This window comes from Streptomyces sp. NPDC032940 (assembly GCF_040636935.1).
Taxonomy (GTDB): Bacteria; Actinomycetota; Actinomycetes; order Streptomycetales; family Streptomycetaceae; genus Streptomyces.
Genome location: NZ_JBEZVJ010000002.1, coordinates 347,494 through 362,933, shown reverse-complemented (window position 1 = coordinate 362,933; position 15,440 = coordinate 347,494). Strand labels below are relative to the sequence as shown.

The following is a 15,440-nucleotide window of genomic DNA, read 5'->3' as shown; positions in this document are numbered from 1 at the left end:
GCGCCGGGCGCTCAGTCCCGGTGGACGGTCCCGTCCGGGTCGAGGCCGCGGAAGGAGAGGATCACGATCAGGATGCCGCCGCAGACGATCGCCGAGTCGGCGAGGTTGAAGACGGCGAAGTGCTTGGGCGCGATGAAGTCCACGACCGCGCCCTCGAAGACGCCGGGCGAGCGGAAGATCCGGTCGGTCAGGTTGCCGAGCGCCCCGCCGAGCAGCAGGCCGAGGGCGATCGCCCACGGCAGGCTGTGCAGCTTGCGCGCGAGGCGGGCGATCACGACGATCACGGCGGCCGCGATCACCGTGAAGATGACGGTGAAGGCCTCGCCGAAGCCGAAGGCCGCGCCCGCGTTGCGGATCGCCGCGAAGCGCAGCCAGTCCCCGATGACCTCCACGGGCTCGTGGTGCTCCAGCTTGGCGACCACCAGCATCTTGCTGCCCAGGTCGAGCAGGTACGCGAAGACGGCGACCGCGAACAGCACGGCGATCCGGCGCCTGCCGCGGGGGCGCTCCGGCGGCTGTGCCTGCTCGGCGTCGGGCCGCTCCTGCCCGTCCCCCGCCGCGTCCGGGGTGTCCGGCGTACCGATGATGCGCTCCGCCTCTGCCACGTGAGTCCCTCAGCCTAGGTACCTGACTGAGGACGAGGGTACGGCACGCCCTCCACCCGGGACGCGGCTCACTACCGGCGTTCCTGCTTCTGCTTGCACTCGACGCACAGGGTGGCCCGCGGGAAGGCCTGCATGCGCGCCTTGCCGATGGGGTTGCCGCAGTTCTCGCACAGACCGTAGGTGCCCGCGTCGAGGCGTTCGAGGGCGCGCTCGGTCTGGGTGAGCACGTCGCGGGCGGTGGCGGCCAGCGCCAGCTCGTGCTCGCGGGTGATGTTCTTGGTGCCGGTGTCCGCCTCGTCGTCGCCGGCACCGTCCCCCGAGTCCCGCATCAGGCCCTTCAGGGACCGCTCCGACTGGTCGATCTCGGTGCGCAGCCGGTCGGCCTCGGACTGGAGCTCCCCGCGGGCCTCCTCGACCTCCGCCGGGGTCCAGGGGTCCTCGCCGGGGCGTACCGCGAGGTCACCGGGGTCGGCCCCGCGCGCCTTCGGAACCGCGGACTTGGCCGCCGTGGCCGTGCCAGGAGTCTTCTTCGCAACCACCGTCGTGGCTCCCGTCTGCTCCGCGGCCTCGGCCGCGCCCGCCTTCTTCGCCGTGCTCTTCTTGGCCGTGCTCTTCTTCACCGGGCTCTGCCGCTCCGCCGCGGTCTTCTTCGCCGCGCCCTTGGCCGCGGTGCCCTTCGCCGACGCGGTCTTCTTCGCCGCGGCCTTCTCGGCGGCCGTCGCCCGCTTGGCCGTCGTCTTCCTGGCAGCGGACTTCGACGCAGTCGCCTCCGACTGCTCTACGGCGGTCTTCTTCGCCACCATGGCCGCGGCCCCTTCACATATTGTGATCTTGCTCGCGAATCGTGCTGGGACGATAAATCGACTCGGGTCCCGCGGCAACGGGGCACGCCGCCCGATCCACCGCCCACCGTGCGCCGCCTGGCGAGCATGCATGCGTTGTGCCCAGCTCCCCGCCGGGTAATCCGCCGGTCCCGCTCCCGGCCGCGCCCGCCGGAGGCCGGACGCCGGAGCCCGGCATTCGGGTCAGTCCCGTCCGCCGTTAAACCGGTCGGCCGCTGTCCGCGCGGCGCCGTACACTGGGCGGAGCGAAAAGCGTGGATGGGGACGAGTAGCGGCGTACGCAGCCCAGAGCGACCCGGGGACGGTGTGAGCCCGGGGGCGAGCGCGACGTGAAGATCACCCCGGAGCCGCCGGAAGAAAGCCGTGGCAGGACAGCCGCGGCGAGTAGAACCGGTTCGCGACCCCAATGAGGGGGCTCACCGGAGCACACGACGCACCGGCCGGGCCAAGGAGGGTGGTACCGCGGGAGCACGGCTCTCGTCCCTCCGACGGAAGGCAGCACGTCCGCCGGAGGAAGCTCGCTGATGACAACGCCTCAGTACCGCCAGGTACCCGCCCAGGTCGACCTGCCCGCGCTCGAACACGCGGTGCTCGACTTCTGGCGCGAGCAGAAGATCTTCGCCAAGAGCCTGGAGCAGTCCGAGGGGCGCCCCGAGTGGGTGTTCTACGAGGGCCCGCCCACCGCCAACGGCATGCCCGGCGCCCACCACATCGAGGCGCGCGTCTTCAAGGACGTCTTCCCCCGCTTCCGCACCATGCGCGGCTACCACGTGGGCCGCAAGGCCGGCTGGGACTGCCACGGCCTGCCGGTGGAGCTGGCGGTGGAGAAGGAGCTGGGCTTCTCCGGCAAGCAGGACATCGAGGCGTACGGCATCGCCGAGTTCAACGCGAAGTGCCGCGAGTCGGTGACCCGCCACACCGACGCCTTCGAAGAGCTCACGACGCGCATGGGCTACTGGGCCGACCTCCAGGACCCGTACCGCACGATGGACCCGGAGTACATCGAGTCCGTCTGGTGGTCGCTGAAGACGATCTTCAACAAGGGCCTGCTGGTCCAGGACCACCGCGTCGCCCCCTGGTGCCCCCGCTGCGGCACCGGCCTGTCCGACCACGAGCTGGCCCAGGGCTACGAGACGGTCGTCGACCCGTCCGTCTACGTCCGCTTCCCGCTGACCTCGGGTCCGCTGGCCGGCGAGGCCGCGCTGGTCGTCTGGACCACGACCCCGTGGACCCTCGTCTCCAACACCGCGGTCGCCGCGCACCCCGAGGTCACCTACGTCGTCGCGACCGACGGCGAGGAGAAGCTGGTCGTCGCGGAGCAGCTGGTGGAGAAGGCCCTCGGCGAGGGCTGGGAGACCACCGGGCAGTCCTTCACCGGCGCCGAGATGGAGCGCTGGACGTACCAGCGCCCCTTCGAGCTGGTCGAGTTCCCGGAGCCGGCCCACTACGTGGTGAACGCCGACTACGTCACCACCGAGGACGGCACCGGCCTCGTCCACCAGTCCCCCGCCTTCGGCGAGGACGACCTCAAGGTCTGCCGCGCGTACGGCCTGCCCGTGGTCAACCCGGTCCGCCCGGACGGCACCTTCGAGGAGGACGTCCCGCTGGTCGGCGGCGTCTTCTTCAAGAAGGCCGACGAGAAGCTCACCGAGGACCTGGACGCCCGGGGCCTGCTCTTCAGGCACATCCCGTACGAGCACAGCTACCCGCACTGCTGGCGCTGCCACACGGCCCTGCTCTACTACGCGCAGCCGTCCTGGTACATCCGCACCACCGCCATCAAGGACCGCCTCCTCCAGGAGAACGAGAAGACCAACTGGTTCCCGGAGGCGGTCAAGCACGGCCGGTACGGCGACTGGCTGAACAACAACATCGACTGGGCCCTGTCCCGCAACCGCTACTGGGGCACCCCGCTGCCGATCTGGCGCTGCGCGGAGGACCACCTCACGGTCGTCGGCTCCCGCGCGGAGCTGACCGAGCTGTCCGGCACCGACCAGTCGGCCCTGGACCCGCACCGCCCGTTCATCGACGACGTGACCTTCACCTGCACCCACGAGGGCTGCTCCCTCGAAGCGGTGCGCGTGCCGGAGGTGATCGACGCCTGGTACGACTCGGGTTCGATGCCGTTCGCGCAGTGGGGCTACCCGTACAAGAACAAGGAGCTGTTCGAGAGCCGCTACCCGGCGCAGTTCATCTCCGAGGCCATCGACCAGACCCGCGGCTGGTTCTACACGCTGATGGCGGTCGGCACCCTGGTCTTCGACAAGTCGTCCTACGAGAACGTGGTCTGCCTCGGCCACATCCTCGCCGAGGACGGCCGCAAGATGTCCAAGCACCTGGGCAACATCCTGCAGCCGATCCCGCTGATGGACCAGCACGGCGCCGACGCGGTCCGCTGGTTCATGGCGGCCGGCGGTTCGCCCTGGGCGGCCCGCCGCGTCGGCCACGGCACCATCCAGGAGGTCGTCCGCAAGACGCTCCTCACGTACTGGAACACGGTCGCCTTCCAGGCGCTGTACGCCCGCACCTCCGGCTGGGCGCCGAGCGAGGCCGACCCGGCCCCGGCCGAGCGTCCGGTGCTGGACCGCTGGCTGCTGTCCGAACTGCACGCGCTCACCGACCAGGTGACCCAGGCGCTGGAGAGCTACGACACCCAGCGCGCAGGCAAGCTGCTGTCCGCGTTCGTCGACGACTTGTCCAACTGGTACGTCCGCCGCTCGCGCCGCCGTTTCTGGCAGGGCGACAAGGCCGCGCTGCGCACGCTGCACGAGGTCGTCGTGACGGTCACCCAGCTGATGGCCCCGCTGACCCCGTTCATCACCGAGCGGGTCTGGCAGGACCTGGTCGTGCCGGTCACCCCGGGCGCCCCGGAGTCGGTGCACCTGTCCTCGTGGCCGGAGGCCGACCTGTCGGCGATCGACCCGGAGCTGTCGCGGCAGATGGTGCTGGTGCGCCGCCTGGTCGAACTGGGCCGCGCCACGCGCGCGGAGTCGGGCGTCAAGACCCGGCAGCCGCTGCGCCGTGCGCTGATCGCCGCGACGGGCTTCGACGCCCTCTCCCCGGAACTGCACGCGCAGATCACGGAGGAGCTGAACGTCGAGTCCCTCGCGTCGTTGAGCGAGGTCGGCGGCTCCCTGGTCGACACGACGGCGAAGGCCAACTTCCGTGCGCTGGGCAAGCGGTTCGGCAAGCGCGTCCAGGACGTCGCCAAGGCCGTCGCCGCCGCGGACGCCGCCGCCCTCTCCCTCGCCCTGCGCGAGGGCACGGCGTCGGTCGAGATCGAGGGTGAGATGGTCACCCTCGCTCCCGACGAGGTGATCATCACGGAGACGCCGCGCGAGGGCTGGTCGGTCGCCTCCGACTCGGGCGCGACGGTCGCCCTCGACCTGGAGATCACCGAGGAGCTGCGCCGCGCGGGCCTGGCCCGTGACGCGATCCGGCTGATCCAGGAGGCCCGCAAGAACAGCGGCCTGGACGTCGCCGACCGCATCGCGCTGCGCTGGACGGCCACGGACCCGGCGACGGTCGCCGCGCTGACGGAGCACGCCGGCCTGATCGCCGACGAGGTCCTGGCGACGGACTTCGCCCAGGGCGAGGCGGACGACACGTACGGCGCCCCGTTCACGGACGAGCCCCTGACCCTGACGTTCCGCCTGCGCAAGCAGTAGCGACCACAGCGAAGGCCCGGCCCCTCGACCAGAGGGAGCCGGGCCTTCGTGTCTCGCCGGCACCCCGGCAGCGCCGGGCCGCCCGGTCCCACCCGCAGCTACACCCCGCACCAACACCCCCGTACAACACAAGGGCGGGCCCCGGGTCAGAAACCCGGGGCCCGCCCTGAACGCCGCCGACGGCGACGCCGTACTACTTACCGGACATCAGTCCGAAGCAGCTCAGTTGTCATCCTCGTCGATCAGGAAGCCCCGCATCGGCGAGGGCGCCTGCCCCATCGGCGACGGCCCCTGCGGACGCACCGGCGCCATCGGCTGGGTCATCGCCGGCGACATCTGCTGCTGACCGCCGTAGGACGGACCGGACTGGCTCGGACCGCTGCCCATCGACTGGTTGCCGCCGTAGGACGGGGCGCTCGCACCGGCCGGAGCCATCGAGGGCGCCGGGGACGGCGGGAGCGAGGCCGTCGCGGGCGTACGCGGCGGGGCGAGCGAGTCGTCCGCCTGGGTCTCCAGCTGACGCAGCTGCGACTCCAGGTACGACTTCAGTCGCGTCCGGTACTCGCGCTCGAAGCCGCGCAGGTCCTCGACCTTGCGCTCCAGCGTGGCGCGGGCGGACTCCAGCGAGCCCATCGCGACGCGGTGCTTCTCCTGCGCGTCCCGCTCCAGGGCGTCGGCCTTGGCACGGGCGTCCCGCTCCAGACCCTCGGCACGCGAACGCGCCTCGCCGACGATCTTGTTGGCCTCGGAGCGCGCCTCGGCGATCGCCTGGTCGGCGGTCTGCTGGGCGAGCGAGAGGACACGGGCGGCACTGTCGCCGCCGGGGCCGCCCTGACCGGGCAGGCCGGGGCCACCGGGGCCCTGCGGACCGCCCATGGGGCCGCCCATCGGACCGGGACCCATCTGGCCCTGCATCGGACCCGGGCCCTGGCCCATCGGCCCGGGACCCTGGCCCATCGGGCCGGGGCCCTGCGGGCCACCCTGTCCGCCGGGGCCGGCGGGCAGCTGCGGGGCACCGCTCGGCAGCTGGGGCGGACCACCCATGGGGCCGCCCATCTGCTGCTGCGGCGGGCCCGATATGCCGGCGGGCACCGGAGCGCCGGGACCTCGCATGCCCTGCTGCGGCATCCCCTGCTGCTGCGGGTGTCCCTGATGCTGCGGAGGCTGCTGATCCTGCGGCGGTTCCGGGGGCTTGCGCATGTTCTGCTGGTTCTGCGCAGCCGCGCGCGTAGCCGCGGCCAGTTTGGCCCGCAGGTCTTCGTTCTCGCGGAGCAGCCGGGTCAGTTCGGCTTCGACCTCGTCGAGGAAGGCATCGACCTCGTCCTCGTCATAGCCTTCTCGGAGGCGGACGGTCGTGAACTGCTTGTTCCGCACGTCCTCAGGGGTCAACGGCATCTCTTCACCTCAACGTAGTCGTCGGCATTCGGCAAGCCCGTATCTCTCTCATCGCTCACAGCCGGCTCACGATCGAGATCAGGATGTAGACGATGATCATCAGTACGAAGAAGGACAGGTCGAGCGCCACGCCCCCGAGACGCAGCGGCGGAATGAACCGCCGCAGAAGCTTCAACGGTGGATCGGTGACAGTGTAGGTGGCCTCCAGAACGACCACCATCGCCTTGCCGGGTTGCCACGAGCGGGCGAACTGGAAGACGTAGTCCATGACCAACCGGAAGATGAGCACGATGAGAAAGCACATCAGCGCGATGTAGACGACATCCAGGACCACGCTCATGACCTGTGCTTCCCTCTCCCCTGAACCATCTCTCGGACCCGTCCTCGGGTCCGTGCTCTTGCTCTAACCGGTCGTGCGTCTCAGCTCTGGTTGAAGAACCCGCCCTCTGCGATGCGGGCCTTGTCCTCCGCCGTGACATCGACGTTAGCAGGAGACAGCAGGAACACCTTCTGCGTCACCCGCTCGATACTGCCGTGAAGACCAAACACCAAACCGGCCGCAAAGTCGACAAGTCGCTTCGCATCTGTGTCATCCATCTCAGTCAGATTCATGATCACCGGCGTGCCCTCACGGAAGTGTTCCCCGATGGTACGGGCCTCGTTGTAGGTCCGGGGGTGAAGTGTGGTGATCCGGTAGGGCTCTCGTTCGGACACGACCTTGGGCATGATGACCGGTGCGCTCTTTTCCAGGCTTGCGCGTTCTTGTGTGATGGACGCCACGGGCGCGATACGCGCCGGACGGCCCGATTCCGCCCCGAGCGAAGCGGAACGGGACACCGGCTCACGCTGCACGGGCGGTTGGACGATTCTTACCTCTTCGTCCCTTTGTGACTGATGTGAACCATGTGACTGGTGCACCGGTTCGTGCCGCCGGTGGTCCCGCTCGGGCTCCGGGTCCAGTTCGGGTTCGAAGTCGTCGTCGGGGTCGAAACCCCGGCCGTCGTACCCATCGTCCTCCACGAGGCCGAGGTAGACCGCCATCTTGCGCATCGCGCCGGCCATGCTCTGAGTCCTCCGCTCTGTGGTGGATCGGCTGACGACTGCCAAATGCCCGCGATCCACTAGGTCGTTGCCTCCGCCTTTCGGCGGTAATGACCATATTTTCTGCTGTGGTCCGACTTCTTGGCGACGTTACCCGAGCCTGGGTCGGACTCCGAGTACCGCGGTGCCGACGCGTACATGTGTCGCTCCGGCGGCCACGGCCTGTTCGAGGTCCGCACTCATCCCTGCGGAGACCATGGTGGCAGCCGGATGAGCTCGGCGCAGGTGGGTCGACAAATCCATGAGGTGCTCGAACGCCGCCCGCTGCCGTCCGGCGTACTCGCCGGTCAGCGGCGCGACCGTCATCAGGCCGTCGAGCCGCAGCCCGTCCGATCCGGCGACCAGATCGGCCAACTCTTCGATTCCCGCGGGCGCGACGCCACCACGCTCACCTCTGGCGCTCTCCCCCGCGTCGAGGGCGACCTGGAGGAGGACGCCGGTCTCGCGCCCGGCCCGCACCGCCTCCTTCGACAGAGCTGTGACGAGCTTGGGACGATCGACGGACTGCACGACATCCGCGTAACCGACCACGGAACGCACCTTATTGGTCTGCAACTGACCGACGAAATGCCAGGAAAGCGGCAGATCCGAGCAGGCTGCGGCCTTCGGTGCCGCGTCCTGGTCACGGTTCTCGGCGACATGGCGCACGCCGAGCCCGGAGAGGATGCGCACGTCCTCGGCCGGGTAGGTCTTGGTGACCACGATCAGGGTCACCTCCTCGCGGGGGCGGCCCGCCGCCTCGCACGCGGCGGCGATGCGCTCTTCCACTGTCGCCAGATTTCCGGCGAGTTCGTCCTTACGGTCCGTCATGCCCCATCAGTCCAGCCAGACATAGCCCGCGAGCCGCCCGGTGGTGCGGTCACGTCGGTACGAGAAGTGGTCCTTCGACTCCCGGGTGCACACCGGCGACTGCGCCAGGTCGCACACCCCGAGCCGTTCGAGCTGCGCGTGCACTCCGGCGCTCACGTCGAGGGCGGGGGTGCCCCAGCTCGTCACGGCGTGCGCCGCCGGTTCGACGGCGGCGACCTCGGCACGCATCTCCTCGGGCACCTCGTAGCACCGGCCGCAGACGGCGGGTCCGGTGCGGGCGGTGATCCGGGCCGGGTCGGCGCCGAGTTCGGTCATGGCCCGTACGGCGGCGGGGACGACCCCGGCGACCAGACCGGGCCGGCCCGCGTGGGCCGCGGCGGCGACGCCGGCCACGGGGTCGGCGAGCAGGACGGGCACGCAGTCGGCCGTGAGGACGGCGAGCGCGAGCCCGCGTCCGGCGGTGACGACCGCGTCGACCCGCGGGACGGGGCGGTCCCCCCAGGGTGCGTCGACCACGGCGACGTCGGCCCCGTGCACCTGGTTCATCCAGACCACCCGGGCCGGGTCGACGCCCAGTGCCCCGGCGGCCCGTTCCCGGTTGGCCGTCACGGCGGCGGGGTCGTCGCCGACCGCGCCGCCGAGGTTGAGCTCCTCGTACGGAACGGCGCTCACTCCGCCCCACCGGTCGGTGAAGCCGAAGTGCGCGCCGTTCACGGTGTCGCGCTGTCCTATCACTTCAGGAAGTCCGGCACGTCCAGTTCCTCGGCCGCGCTGTCCGAGTAGGTCCGGGACGGCGGGACCGGCGGCGGGGCGACCGGCGGCAGGTCGTTGACCGGTTCCGGTGCCGGGACGGGCTCCGGCTCCTCCTTCGGCTTGACGCTGCCGAGCGAGCCGAAGGACGGGCGGCTGTCGGGCTGCCGGGCCGGGGCGGGCTCCTCGCGCTTGGCCGAGGCCGAGCCGAGGACGTTGTCCCGCTTGGACGGCGGCTGGCCCCCGTCGAAGCCGGCCGCGATCACGGTGACCCGCACCTCGTCGCCGAGGGCGTCGTCGATGACCGCGCCGAAGATGATGTTCGCCTCGGGGTGGGCGGCCTCGCTGACCAGCTGGGCCGCTTCGTTGATCTCGAACAGGCCGAGGTCGGAGCCGCCGGAGATGGAGAGCAGCACGCCCCGGGCGCCGTCGATGGACGCCTCGAGCAGCGGCGAGGAGATCGCCATCTCGGCCGCGGCCACCGCGCGGTCGTCGCCGCGGGCCGAGCCGATGCCCATGAGGGCGGAACCGGCCTCGGACATCACCGACTTGACGTCGGCGAAGTCCAGGTTGATCAGACCGGGGGTGGTGATGAGGTCGGTGATGCCCTGGACACCGGAGAGCAGGACCTGGTCGGCCGACTTGAAGGCGTCCAGGACCGAGACCTGGCGGTCCGAGATGGACAGCAGCCGGTCGTTCGGGATGACGATGAGGGTGTCGACCTCTTCGCGGAGCTCGGCGATGCCGTCCTCGGCCTGGTTGGCGCGGCGCCGTCCCTCGAAGGTGAACGGGCGCGTGACCACACCGATGGTGAGGGCACCGAGCGAGCGGGCGATGTTGGCCACGACGGGCGCGCCGCCGGTGCCGGTGCCGCCGCCTTCACCGGCCGTCACGAAGACCATGTCGGCCCCCTTGAGGACCTCCTCGATCTCCTCGCGGTGGTCCTCGGCGGCCTTGCGGCCGACGGCCGGGTTGGCTCCGGCGCCGAGTCCGCGGGTGAGTTCGCGGCCGACGTCCAGCTTGACGTCGGCGTCGCTCATCAACAGAGCTTGCGCGTCGGTGTTGATGGCGATGAACTCGACGCCCTTGAGACCGACCTCGATCATCCGGTTGATGGCATTGACACCACCGCCGCCGACACCGATGACTTTGATGACTGCGAGGTAGTTCTGCGGTGCTGCCACGTCGAAGGCCTCTCGCCTCGAGTTACGTGTCGTCGGATCACCGGGAGCACTGGTGCCCCCGCGACCCGACGACTGATGCCGAATTGGGACGGTCCGTAGCGCCGACCCGAACCCTAACGCTGAAGTTTAGGGTTACCAGTGTGTCTGTTCCTTGGAGTCTTCTGAACAGGACACTAAGTCGACAAGCGGCGCGCGTTCAACGAACACGCCGAACCTCCCGTTTTTCTTTTCACCCTATGTGATCAGCCGTAGCGCTGCCCAACCAGGGTGCTGGCCTGCACGTATACCCGTCAACTCCCCGATGACGCCGGGGCGGTGGGGACGCTCACGTCGAAGTGCCGTGCTCCGGGCGTCGCTTTCATCAGCGCGGTGAGCGTCCGGGCCTTCGCCTCGCCCTGTTCGCCGCTCCCCCAGGCCACGGTCCGGTCGTCGGTCAGCTCCAGCGAGATGTCGTCGTAGGAACGGACCTTGACCAGGCGCGTCCGCCGTGCGACCGCGTCCGGGACGGCCCCGGCGACCCGGACCGCCTCGCGCACCAGACGGTCCTCGCCGAAGCGGCGCAGACCGGCCGCGGCCGGTCCGGAACGGGTGAGCTCCAATTTCAGTGCGGGCACGCCTTTCGGGGCCCGGGAAACCGTGGCATAGCGGACACCTTCATCGTCCACTTCCACGAAGTTTCGGCCTTTTTGCACCACCAGAACCGGGGTACGTTCCGTCACTTTCAACGCGATTCCGTCAGGCCACGAACGCTCGACGTCGACTTCGTCGATGCGGGGCAATTTCCGGGCGAGCCGTGCCGCGATCGCCTCGGTGTCGACGGAGACCAGCGCGTCCCCTTCGGGCACGTCGGCGGCCTCGCGGACCTGGGCCGGTGTCAGGACGCGGGTCCCGGAGACCGACACCCGTTCCACGCGCAGCCAGTTCGAGCCGTACAGCACCCAGAGCGTCCCGCCGGCGAGGAGCACGACGGCGGCAGCCAGGATGATGATCGTACGGAGGCGGAGACGCAGACGGGGTCGGGGAAGCCGGAACCGCCGCGGGCGGGGCGGGCCGGACGACTCCTGCTGGCGTTCACCGCGTTCGGCGGTGGTCGGTCCGGCCACGCTCCCTGCCTTCCGTCGTGCGTCGTCAGCGGTGTGCGCGGGCGGCGATCGCCTCGTACACCATGCCGACGAGGAGGTCGTCGGCGTCCCGGCGGCCGAACTCGGCGGCGGCGCGGGACATCTCGTACAGCCGGTGCGGGTCGGCGAGCACGGGCAGGACGTTGTGCTGCACCCACTCGGGCGTCAGTTCCGCGTCGTCGACCAGCAGTCCGCCGCCGGCCTTCACCACCGGCTGGGCGTTCAGCCGCTGTTCACCGTTGCCGATGGGCAGCGGGACGTAGGCGGCCGGGAGTCCGACGGCGGAGAGTTCGGCGACGGTCATCGCGCCCGCACGGCAGAGCATCATGTCGGCCGCGGCGTACGCGAGATCCATCCGGTCCAGGTAACTTACCGGGATGTACGGGGGCATCCCCGGCATCTGGTGGACCTGCGGCAGTTCGTTCTTCGGGCCGACCGCGTGCAGGATCTGGATGCCCGCCTGCTGGAGCCACGGCGCGACCTGCTGGACCACCTCGTTGAGGCGCCGGGCGCCCTGCGAGCCGCCGGAGACCAGCAGCGTGGGCAGGTTGGGGTCGAGGCCGAACGCGGCGCGGGCCTCGGGGCGTACGGCGGCCCGGTCCAGGGTGGAGATGGAGCGGCGCAGCGGGATGCCGATGTAGCGGGCGCCCCGCAGCTTGCTGTCGGGCGTGGAGACGGCGACCTGGGCCGCGTACCGGGAGCCGATCTTGTTGGCCAGTCCGGGCCGGGCGTTGGCCTCGTGGATCACGATCGGCACCCCGAGACGCTTGGCCGCGAGGTAGCCGGGCAGGGCGACGTAGCCGCCGAAGCCCACCACGGCGTCCGCCTTGGTGCGTTCCAGGATCTGCTCGGCCGCCTTGATGGTGCCGCGCAGCCGGCCCGGGACGGTGATCAGCTCGGGCGTGGGCTTGCGCGGCAGCGGAACGGCCGGGATCAGCGCCAGCTCGTATCCGCGCTCGGGCACCAGCCGGGTCTCCAGGCCGCGTTCCGTGCCCAGGGCCGTGATGCCCACGGTCGGATCCTGCCTGCGCAGGGCGTCCGCGAGGGCGAGCGCGGGCTCGATGTGGCCCGCGGTTCCTCCGCCGGCGAGTACGACATGCACCGAAATTCACCGCTCTCCGGACGAGCGCGCCGCCGAGGCGCGCCGTCGCATCGTGTTCCGACTCCGGGGTTTTCGCCGGGGCCCGGAGCCCCCGGTTCCCCCCGTTCCCCGCTTTCTACCAAAGCGAGGTTGCCGCAGCGCAAGCGCCGCCCGCGCACCGGGCTCGTCACGCGCGAAGGCGATGAGCAGACCGATGGCGAACATGGTCGGCAGCAGGGCGGACCCTCCGTAGGAGAACAGCGGGAGGGGGACACCGGCGATCGGCAGCAGTCCGAGGACCGCACCGATGTTGATCACGGCCTGGGCCGTGATCCAGGTGGTCACGCCTCCCGCGGCATACCTGACGAAGGGGTCCTCCGTGCGTCCGGCCACGCGGATACCCGCATAGCCTAGAGCCGCGAACAGGGCGAGTACCGACAGCGTCCCCGCCAGGCCCAGTTCCTCACCGGTGACGGCGAAGATGAAGTCGGTGTGCGCTTCGGGGAGTTCGCCCCATTTCTCCACGCTGGCGCCGATCCCGGATCCGAACAGTCCGCCCGAGGCGAGGGCGTAGATGCCGTGCACGGCCTGCCAGCAGGAGTCGCCCGGGCCGGGGTCGGTGGCGCCGATGCAGTTCAGCCGGGCCATGCGGTTGGGGCTGGTCTTGATGAGGATCACACCGAGCAGCGCGGCGACGGAGAGCACACCGGCGAACAGCCGGGTGGGCGCGCCCGCGAGCCAGAGCAGACCGAAGAGGATCGCCGTGAGGATGATCGCCGTACCCATGTCGCCGCCGATCATGATCAGCCCGAGCAGCATGAACGCGGCCGGCACCAGGGGCACGAGCATGTGCTTCCACTGGGTCAGCAGCTTCTTGTCCTGCTTGCGCGCGAGCAGGTCGGCGCCCCACAGCACCAGGGCGAGCTTGCCGAACTCGCTCGGCTGGATCTGGAAGGAGCCGCCCAGGGAGATCCAGTTCTGGTTGCCGTTGACCGCCATCCCTATCCCCGGCACCTGCACCAGGATCATCAGGCAGACGGCCCCGGCGAGGATGGGGTAGGCCAGCGCCCGGTGGAGTTTCACCGGCATCCGCATGGCGGCCACCAGGAGGCCGGCGCCGATCAGCGCAGCGAGGGCCTGCTTGCGGAAGAAGAAGGAGCCGGGCAGGGAGAGCTGGAGCGCGGTGATCTGGGAGGCCGAGTAGACCATCACCAGGCCGAGCACGGTGATCAGCAGACTGCCGCCGAAGATCAGGTAGTAGGCGGTCAGCGGCCGGTCCCAGGCGCGGCGCAGGCGGAGGTAGAGAGCGACGACCGGATTCTCGGACGGCGGTCCCGACGCGGGCGGGCGGGCGGGCGTCCGCTGCGCGGGCGGGCGTCCGGTGCGGCTACCGGGCATGGCGGCCTCCGCTGTACATCGGCCTGGACCGTCCCACGCGTCCCTCCCGAGATCACCCGGCGCAGGATCGGCCGGGTCAGGCGCCGAGTTCGCGAACGGCCTGCGCGAACGCGTCACCGCGCTTGTTGTAGTTGGTGAACATGTCCATGGAGGCACAGGCCGGAGCCAGCAGCACCGTGTCGCCGGGGCGGGCGAGCCGCCGGGCCTCCTGGACGGCCTGGAGCATCGCCCCAGTGTCGGTCCGGTCGAGGTCGACCACGGGTACTTCCGGGGCGTGTCGCGCCAGGGCTTCGCGGATCAGCGCGCGGTCGGCGCCGATGAGGACGGCCCCGCGCAGCCGCTTCGCCGCCCCGGCGACGAGCTCGTCGAAGGTGGCGCCCTTCGCCAGTCCGCCCGCGATCCACACGATCGACTCGTACGCCGCCAACGAGGCTTCCGCGGCATGGGTGTTGGTGGCCTTGGAGTCGTCCACGTACGCCACCTCGTCGACGTCGGCGACGTGCGCGATGCGGTGGGCGTCGGGCGTGAAGGCCCGCAGTCCGTCGCGGACGGCGGCCGCGGGGACGCCGAAGGCGCGGGCGAGGGCCGCCGCGGCAAGGGCGTTGGCGATGTTGTGCGGGGCCGGCGGGTTGACGTCCGCGACCTCGGCGAGCTCCTGGGCGTTCTTCTGCCGCATCTCCACGAAGGCGCGGTCGACCAGGATGCCGTCCACGACGCCGAGTTGGGAGGGTGCGGGAGCGCCGAGGGTGAAGCCGATCGCGCGGCAGCCCTCCTCGACGTCGGCCTCGCGGACCAGGTCCTCGGTCGCCTTGTCGGCGACGTTGTAGACGCAGGCGACGCGATTGCCCTCGTAGATGCGGCCCTTGTCGGCGGCGTACGCCTCCATGGAGCCGTGCCAGTCGAGGTGGTCGGGGGCGAGGTTGAGCACCGCGGCCGAGTGGGCGCGCAGGGACGGCGCCCAGTGGAGCTGGTAGCTGGACAGCTCCACGGCGAGGACGTCGTACTCCTCCTCGCCGGTGACCGCGTCCAGCAGGGAGACACCGATGTTGCCGACGGCGGCCGTGCGCAGGCCGGCCGCCTTCAGGATGGAGGCCAGCATCTGGACGGTGGTCGTCTTGCCGTTGGTGCCGGTGACCGCGAGCCAGGGCGCGGCGTCGGGGCCGCGCAGACGCCAGGCCAGTTCGACGTCGCCCCAGACCGGCACCCCGGCCTGTTCGGCCGCCGTGAACAGCGGCTTGGTGGGCTTCCAGCCGGGTGCGGTGACGATCAGCTCGGTGCCCTCGGGCAGGGTGTCGCCGTCGCCGAGGCGCACGGTGACGCCCAGCGCCTCGAGTTCGGCCGCCTGCGTCCGGGCGCGCTCGTCGTCGCCGTCGTTGACGACGGTGACGTGCGCGCCGAGGCCGCTGAGGACCTTGGCCGCCGGGACGCCGGAGACGCCCAGTCCGGCGACGGTGACGTGCTTGCCGGTGAATTCCGAAGGCACCG

The 15,440-nt window shown here is 70.7% G+C and carries 13 protein-coding genes; 1 reads left to right on the top strand and 12 read right to left on the bottom strand.

Going from position 1 to position 15,440, the window contains the following annotated elements; all coding sequences use genetic code 11:
- Window positions 1-11 precede the first annotated feature (11 nt).
- Window positions 12-605: a signal peptidase II gene (lspA, locus tag AB0E77_RS04260; protein ID WP_361565263.1), complete on the bottom strand. Its 594-nt coding sequence runs from the start codon at window positions 603-605 to the stop codon at window positions 12-14.
- Window positions 606-676: 71 nt separating this feature from the next.
- Window positions 677-1,408 (bottom strand): TraR/DksA family transcriptional regulator, encoded by a 732-nt coding sequence (locus tag AB0E77_RS04255; RefSeq protein ID WP_361565260.1) that lies wholly within the window; start codon window positions 1,406-1,408, stop codon window positions 677-679.
- 563 nt (window positions 1,409-1,971) lie between these two features.
- On the opposite strand from AB0E77_RS04255, the gene ileS reads away from it, so the two are divergent.
- Window positions 1,972-5,115, top strand: a complete 3,144-nt coding sequence (ileS, locus tag AB0E77_RS04250; protein ID WP_361565257.1) for an isoleucine--tRNA ligase — start codon at window positions 1,972-1,974, stop codon at window positions 5,113-5,115.
- Window positions 5,116-5,337: 222 nt separating this feature from the next.
- Here the strand turns inward: ileS and divIVA are convergent, their stop codons facing one another.
- From divIVA to murD, 10 genes are all read right to left on the bottom strand, one after another.
- A complete protein-coding gene (divIVA, locus tag AB0E77_RS04245) occupies window positions 5,338-6,510 on the bottom strand; it encodes an apical growth/hyphal branching protein DivIVA (RefSeq protein WP_361565254.1) in 1,173 nt (390 codons plus the stop codon).
- Between the two features lie 55 nt (window positions 6,511-6,565).
- The gene (locus tag AB0E77_RS04240) at window positions 6,566-6,850 is read right to left on the bottom strand and encodes a YggT family protein (RefSeq protein ID WP_007448661.1); all 285 of its coding nucleotides are present in this window, start codon (window positions 6,848-6,850) and stop codon (window positions 6,566-6,568) included.
- Window positions 6,851-6,930: 80 nt separating this feature from the next.
- The gene (gene sepF, locus AB0E77_RS04235) at window positions 6,931-7,572 is read right to left on the bottom strand and encodes a cell division protein SepF (protein WP_361565251.1); all 642 of its coding nucleotides are present in this window, start codon (window positions 7,570-7,572) and stop codon (window positions 6,931-6,933) included.
- A gap of 129 nt (window positions 7,573-7,701) precedes the next feature.
- The gene (locus AB0E77_RS04230; RefSeq protein ID WP_361565248.1) at window positions 7,702-8,421 is read right to left on the bottom strand and encodes a YggS family pyridoxal phosphate-dependent enzyme; all 720 of its coding nucleotides are present in this window, start codon (window positions 8,419-8,421) and stop codon (window positions 7,702-7,704) included.
- 6 nt (window positions 8,422-8,427) lie between these two features.
- On the bottom strand, window positions 8,428-9,156 hold the full coding sequence (pgeF, locus tag AB0E77_RS04225) for a peptidoglycan editing factor PgeF (RefSeq protein WP_361565245.1): 729 nt from the start codon (window positions 9,154-9,156) through the stop codon (window positions 8,428-8,430).
- Window positions 9,153-10,355, bottom strand: coding sequence for a cell division protein FtsZ (gene ftsZ, locus AB0E77_RS04220; protein ID WP_361565242.1), 1,203 nt, complete (start codon window positions 10,353-10,355; stop codon window positions 9,153-9,155). The genes pgeF and ftsZ overlap by 4 nt, the downstream gene beginning before the upstream one ends.
- A gap of 290 nt (window positions 10,356-10,645) precedes the next feature.
- Window positions 10,646-11,458, bottom strand: coding sequence for a cell division protein FtsQ (ftsQ, locus tag AB0E77_RS04215; RefSeq protein WP_361565239.1), 813 nt, complete (start codon window positions 11,456-11,458; stop codon window positions 10,646-10,648).
- Between the two features lie 25 nt (window positions 11,459-11,483).
- Window positions 11,484-12,578 carry an undecaprenyldiphospho-muramoylpentapeptide beta-N-acetylglucosaminyltransferase gene (gene murG, locus AB0E77_RS04210; protein WP_361565236.1) on the bottom strand — a complete coding sequence of 365 codons (1,095 nt, stop codon included), beginning with the start codon at window positions 12,576-12,578 and terminating at the stop codon, window positions 11,484-11,486.
- A 6-nt stretch (window positions 12,579-12,584) separates the two neighbouring features.
- The gene (ftsW, locus tag AB0E77_RS04205) at window positions 12,585-13,955 is read right to left on the bottom strand and encodes a putative lipid II flippase FtsW (protein ID WP_361565234.1); all 1,371 of its coding nucleotides are present in this window, start codon (window positions 13,953-13,955) and stop codon (window positions 12,585-12,587) included.
- A 76-nt stretch (window positions 13,956-14,031) separates the two neighbouring features.
- A complete protein-coding gene (gene murD / locus AB0E77_RS04200) occupies window positions 14,032-15,438 on the bottom strand; it encodes a UDP-N-acetylmuramoyl-L-alanine--D-glutamate ligase (protein ID WP_361565231.1) in 1,407 nt (468 codons plus the stop codon).
- Window positions 15,439-15,440 lie beyond the last annotated feature (2 nt).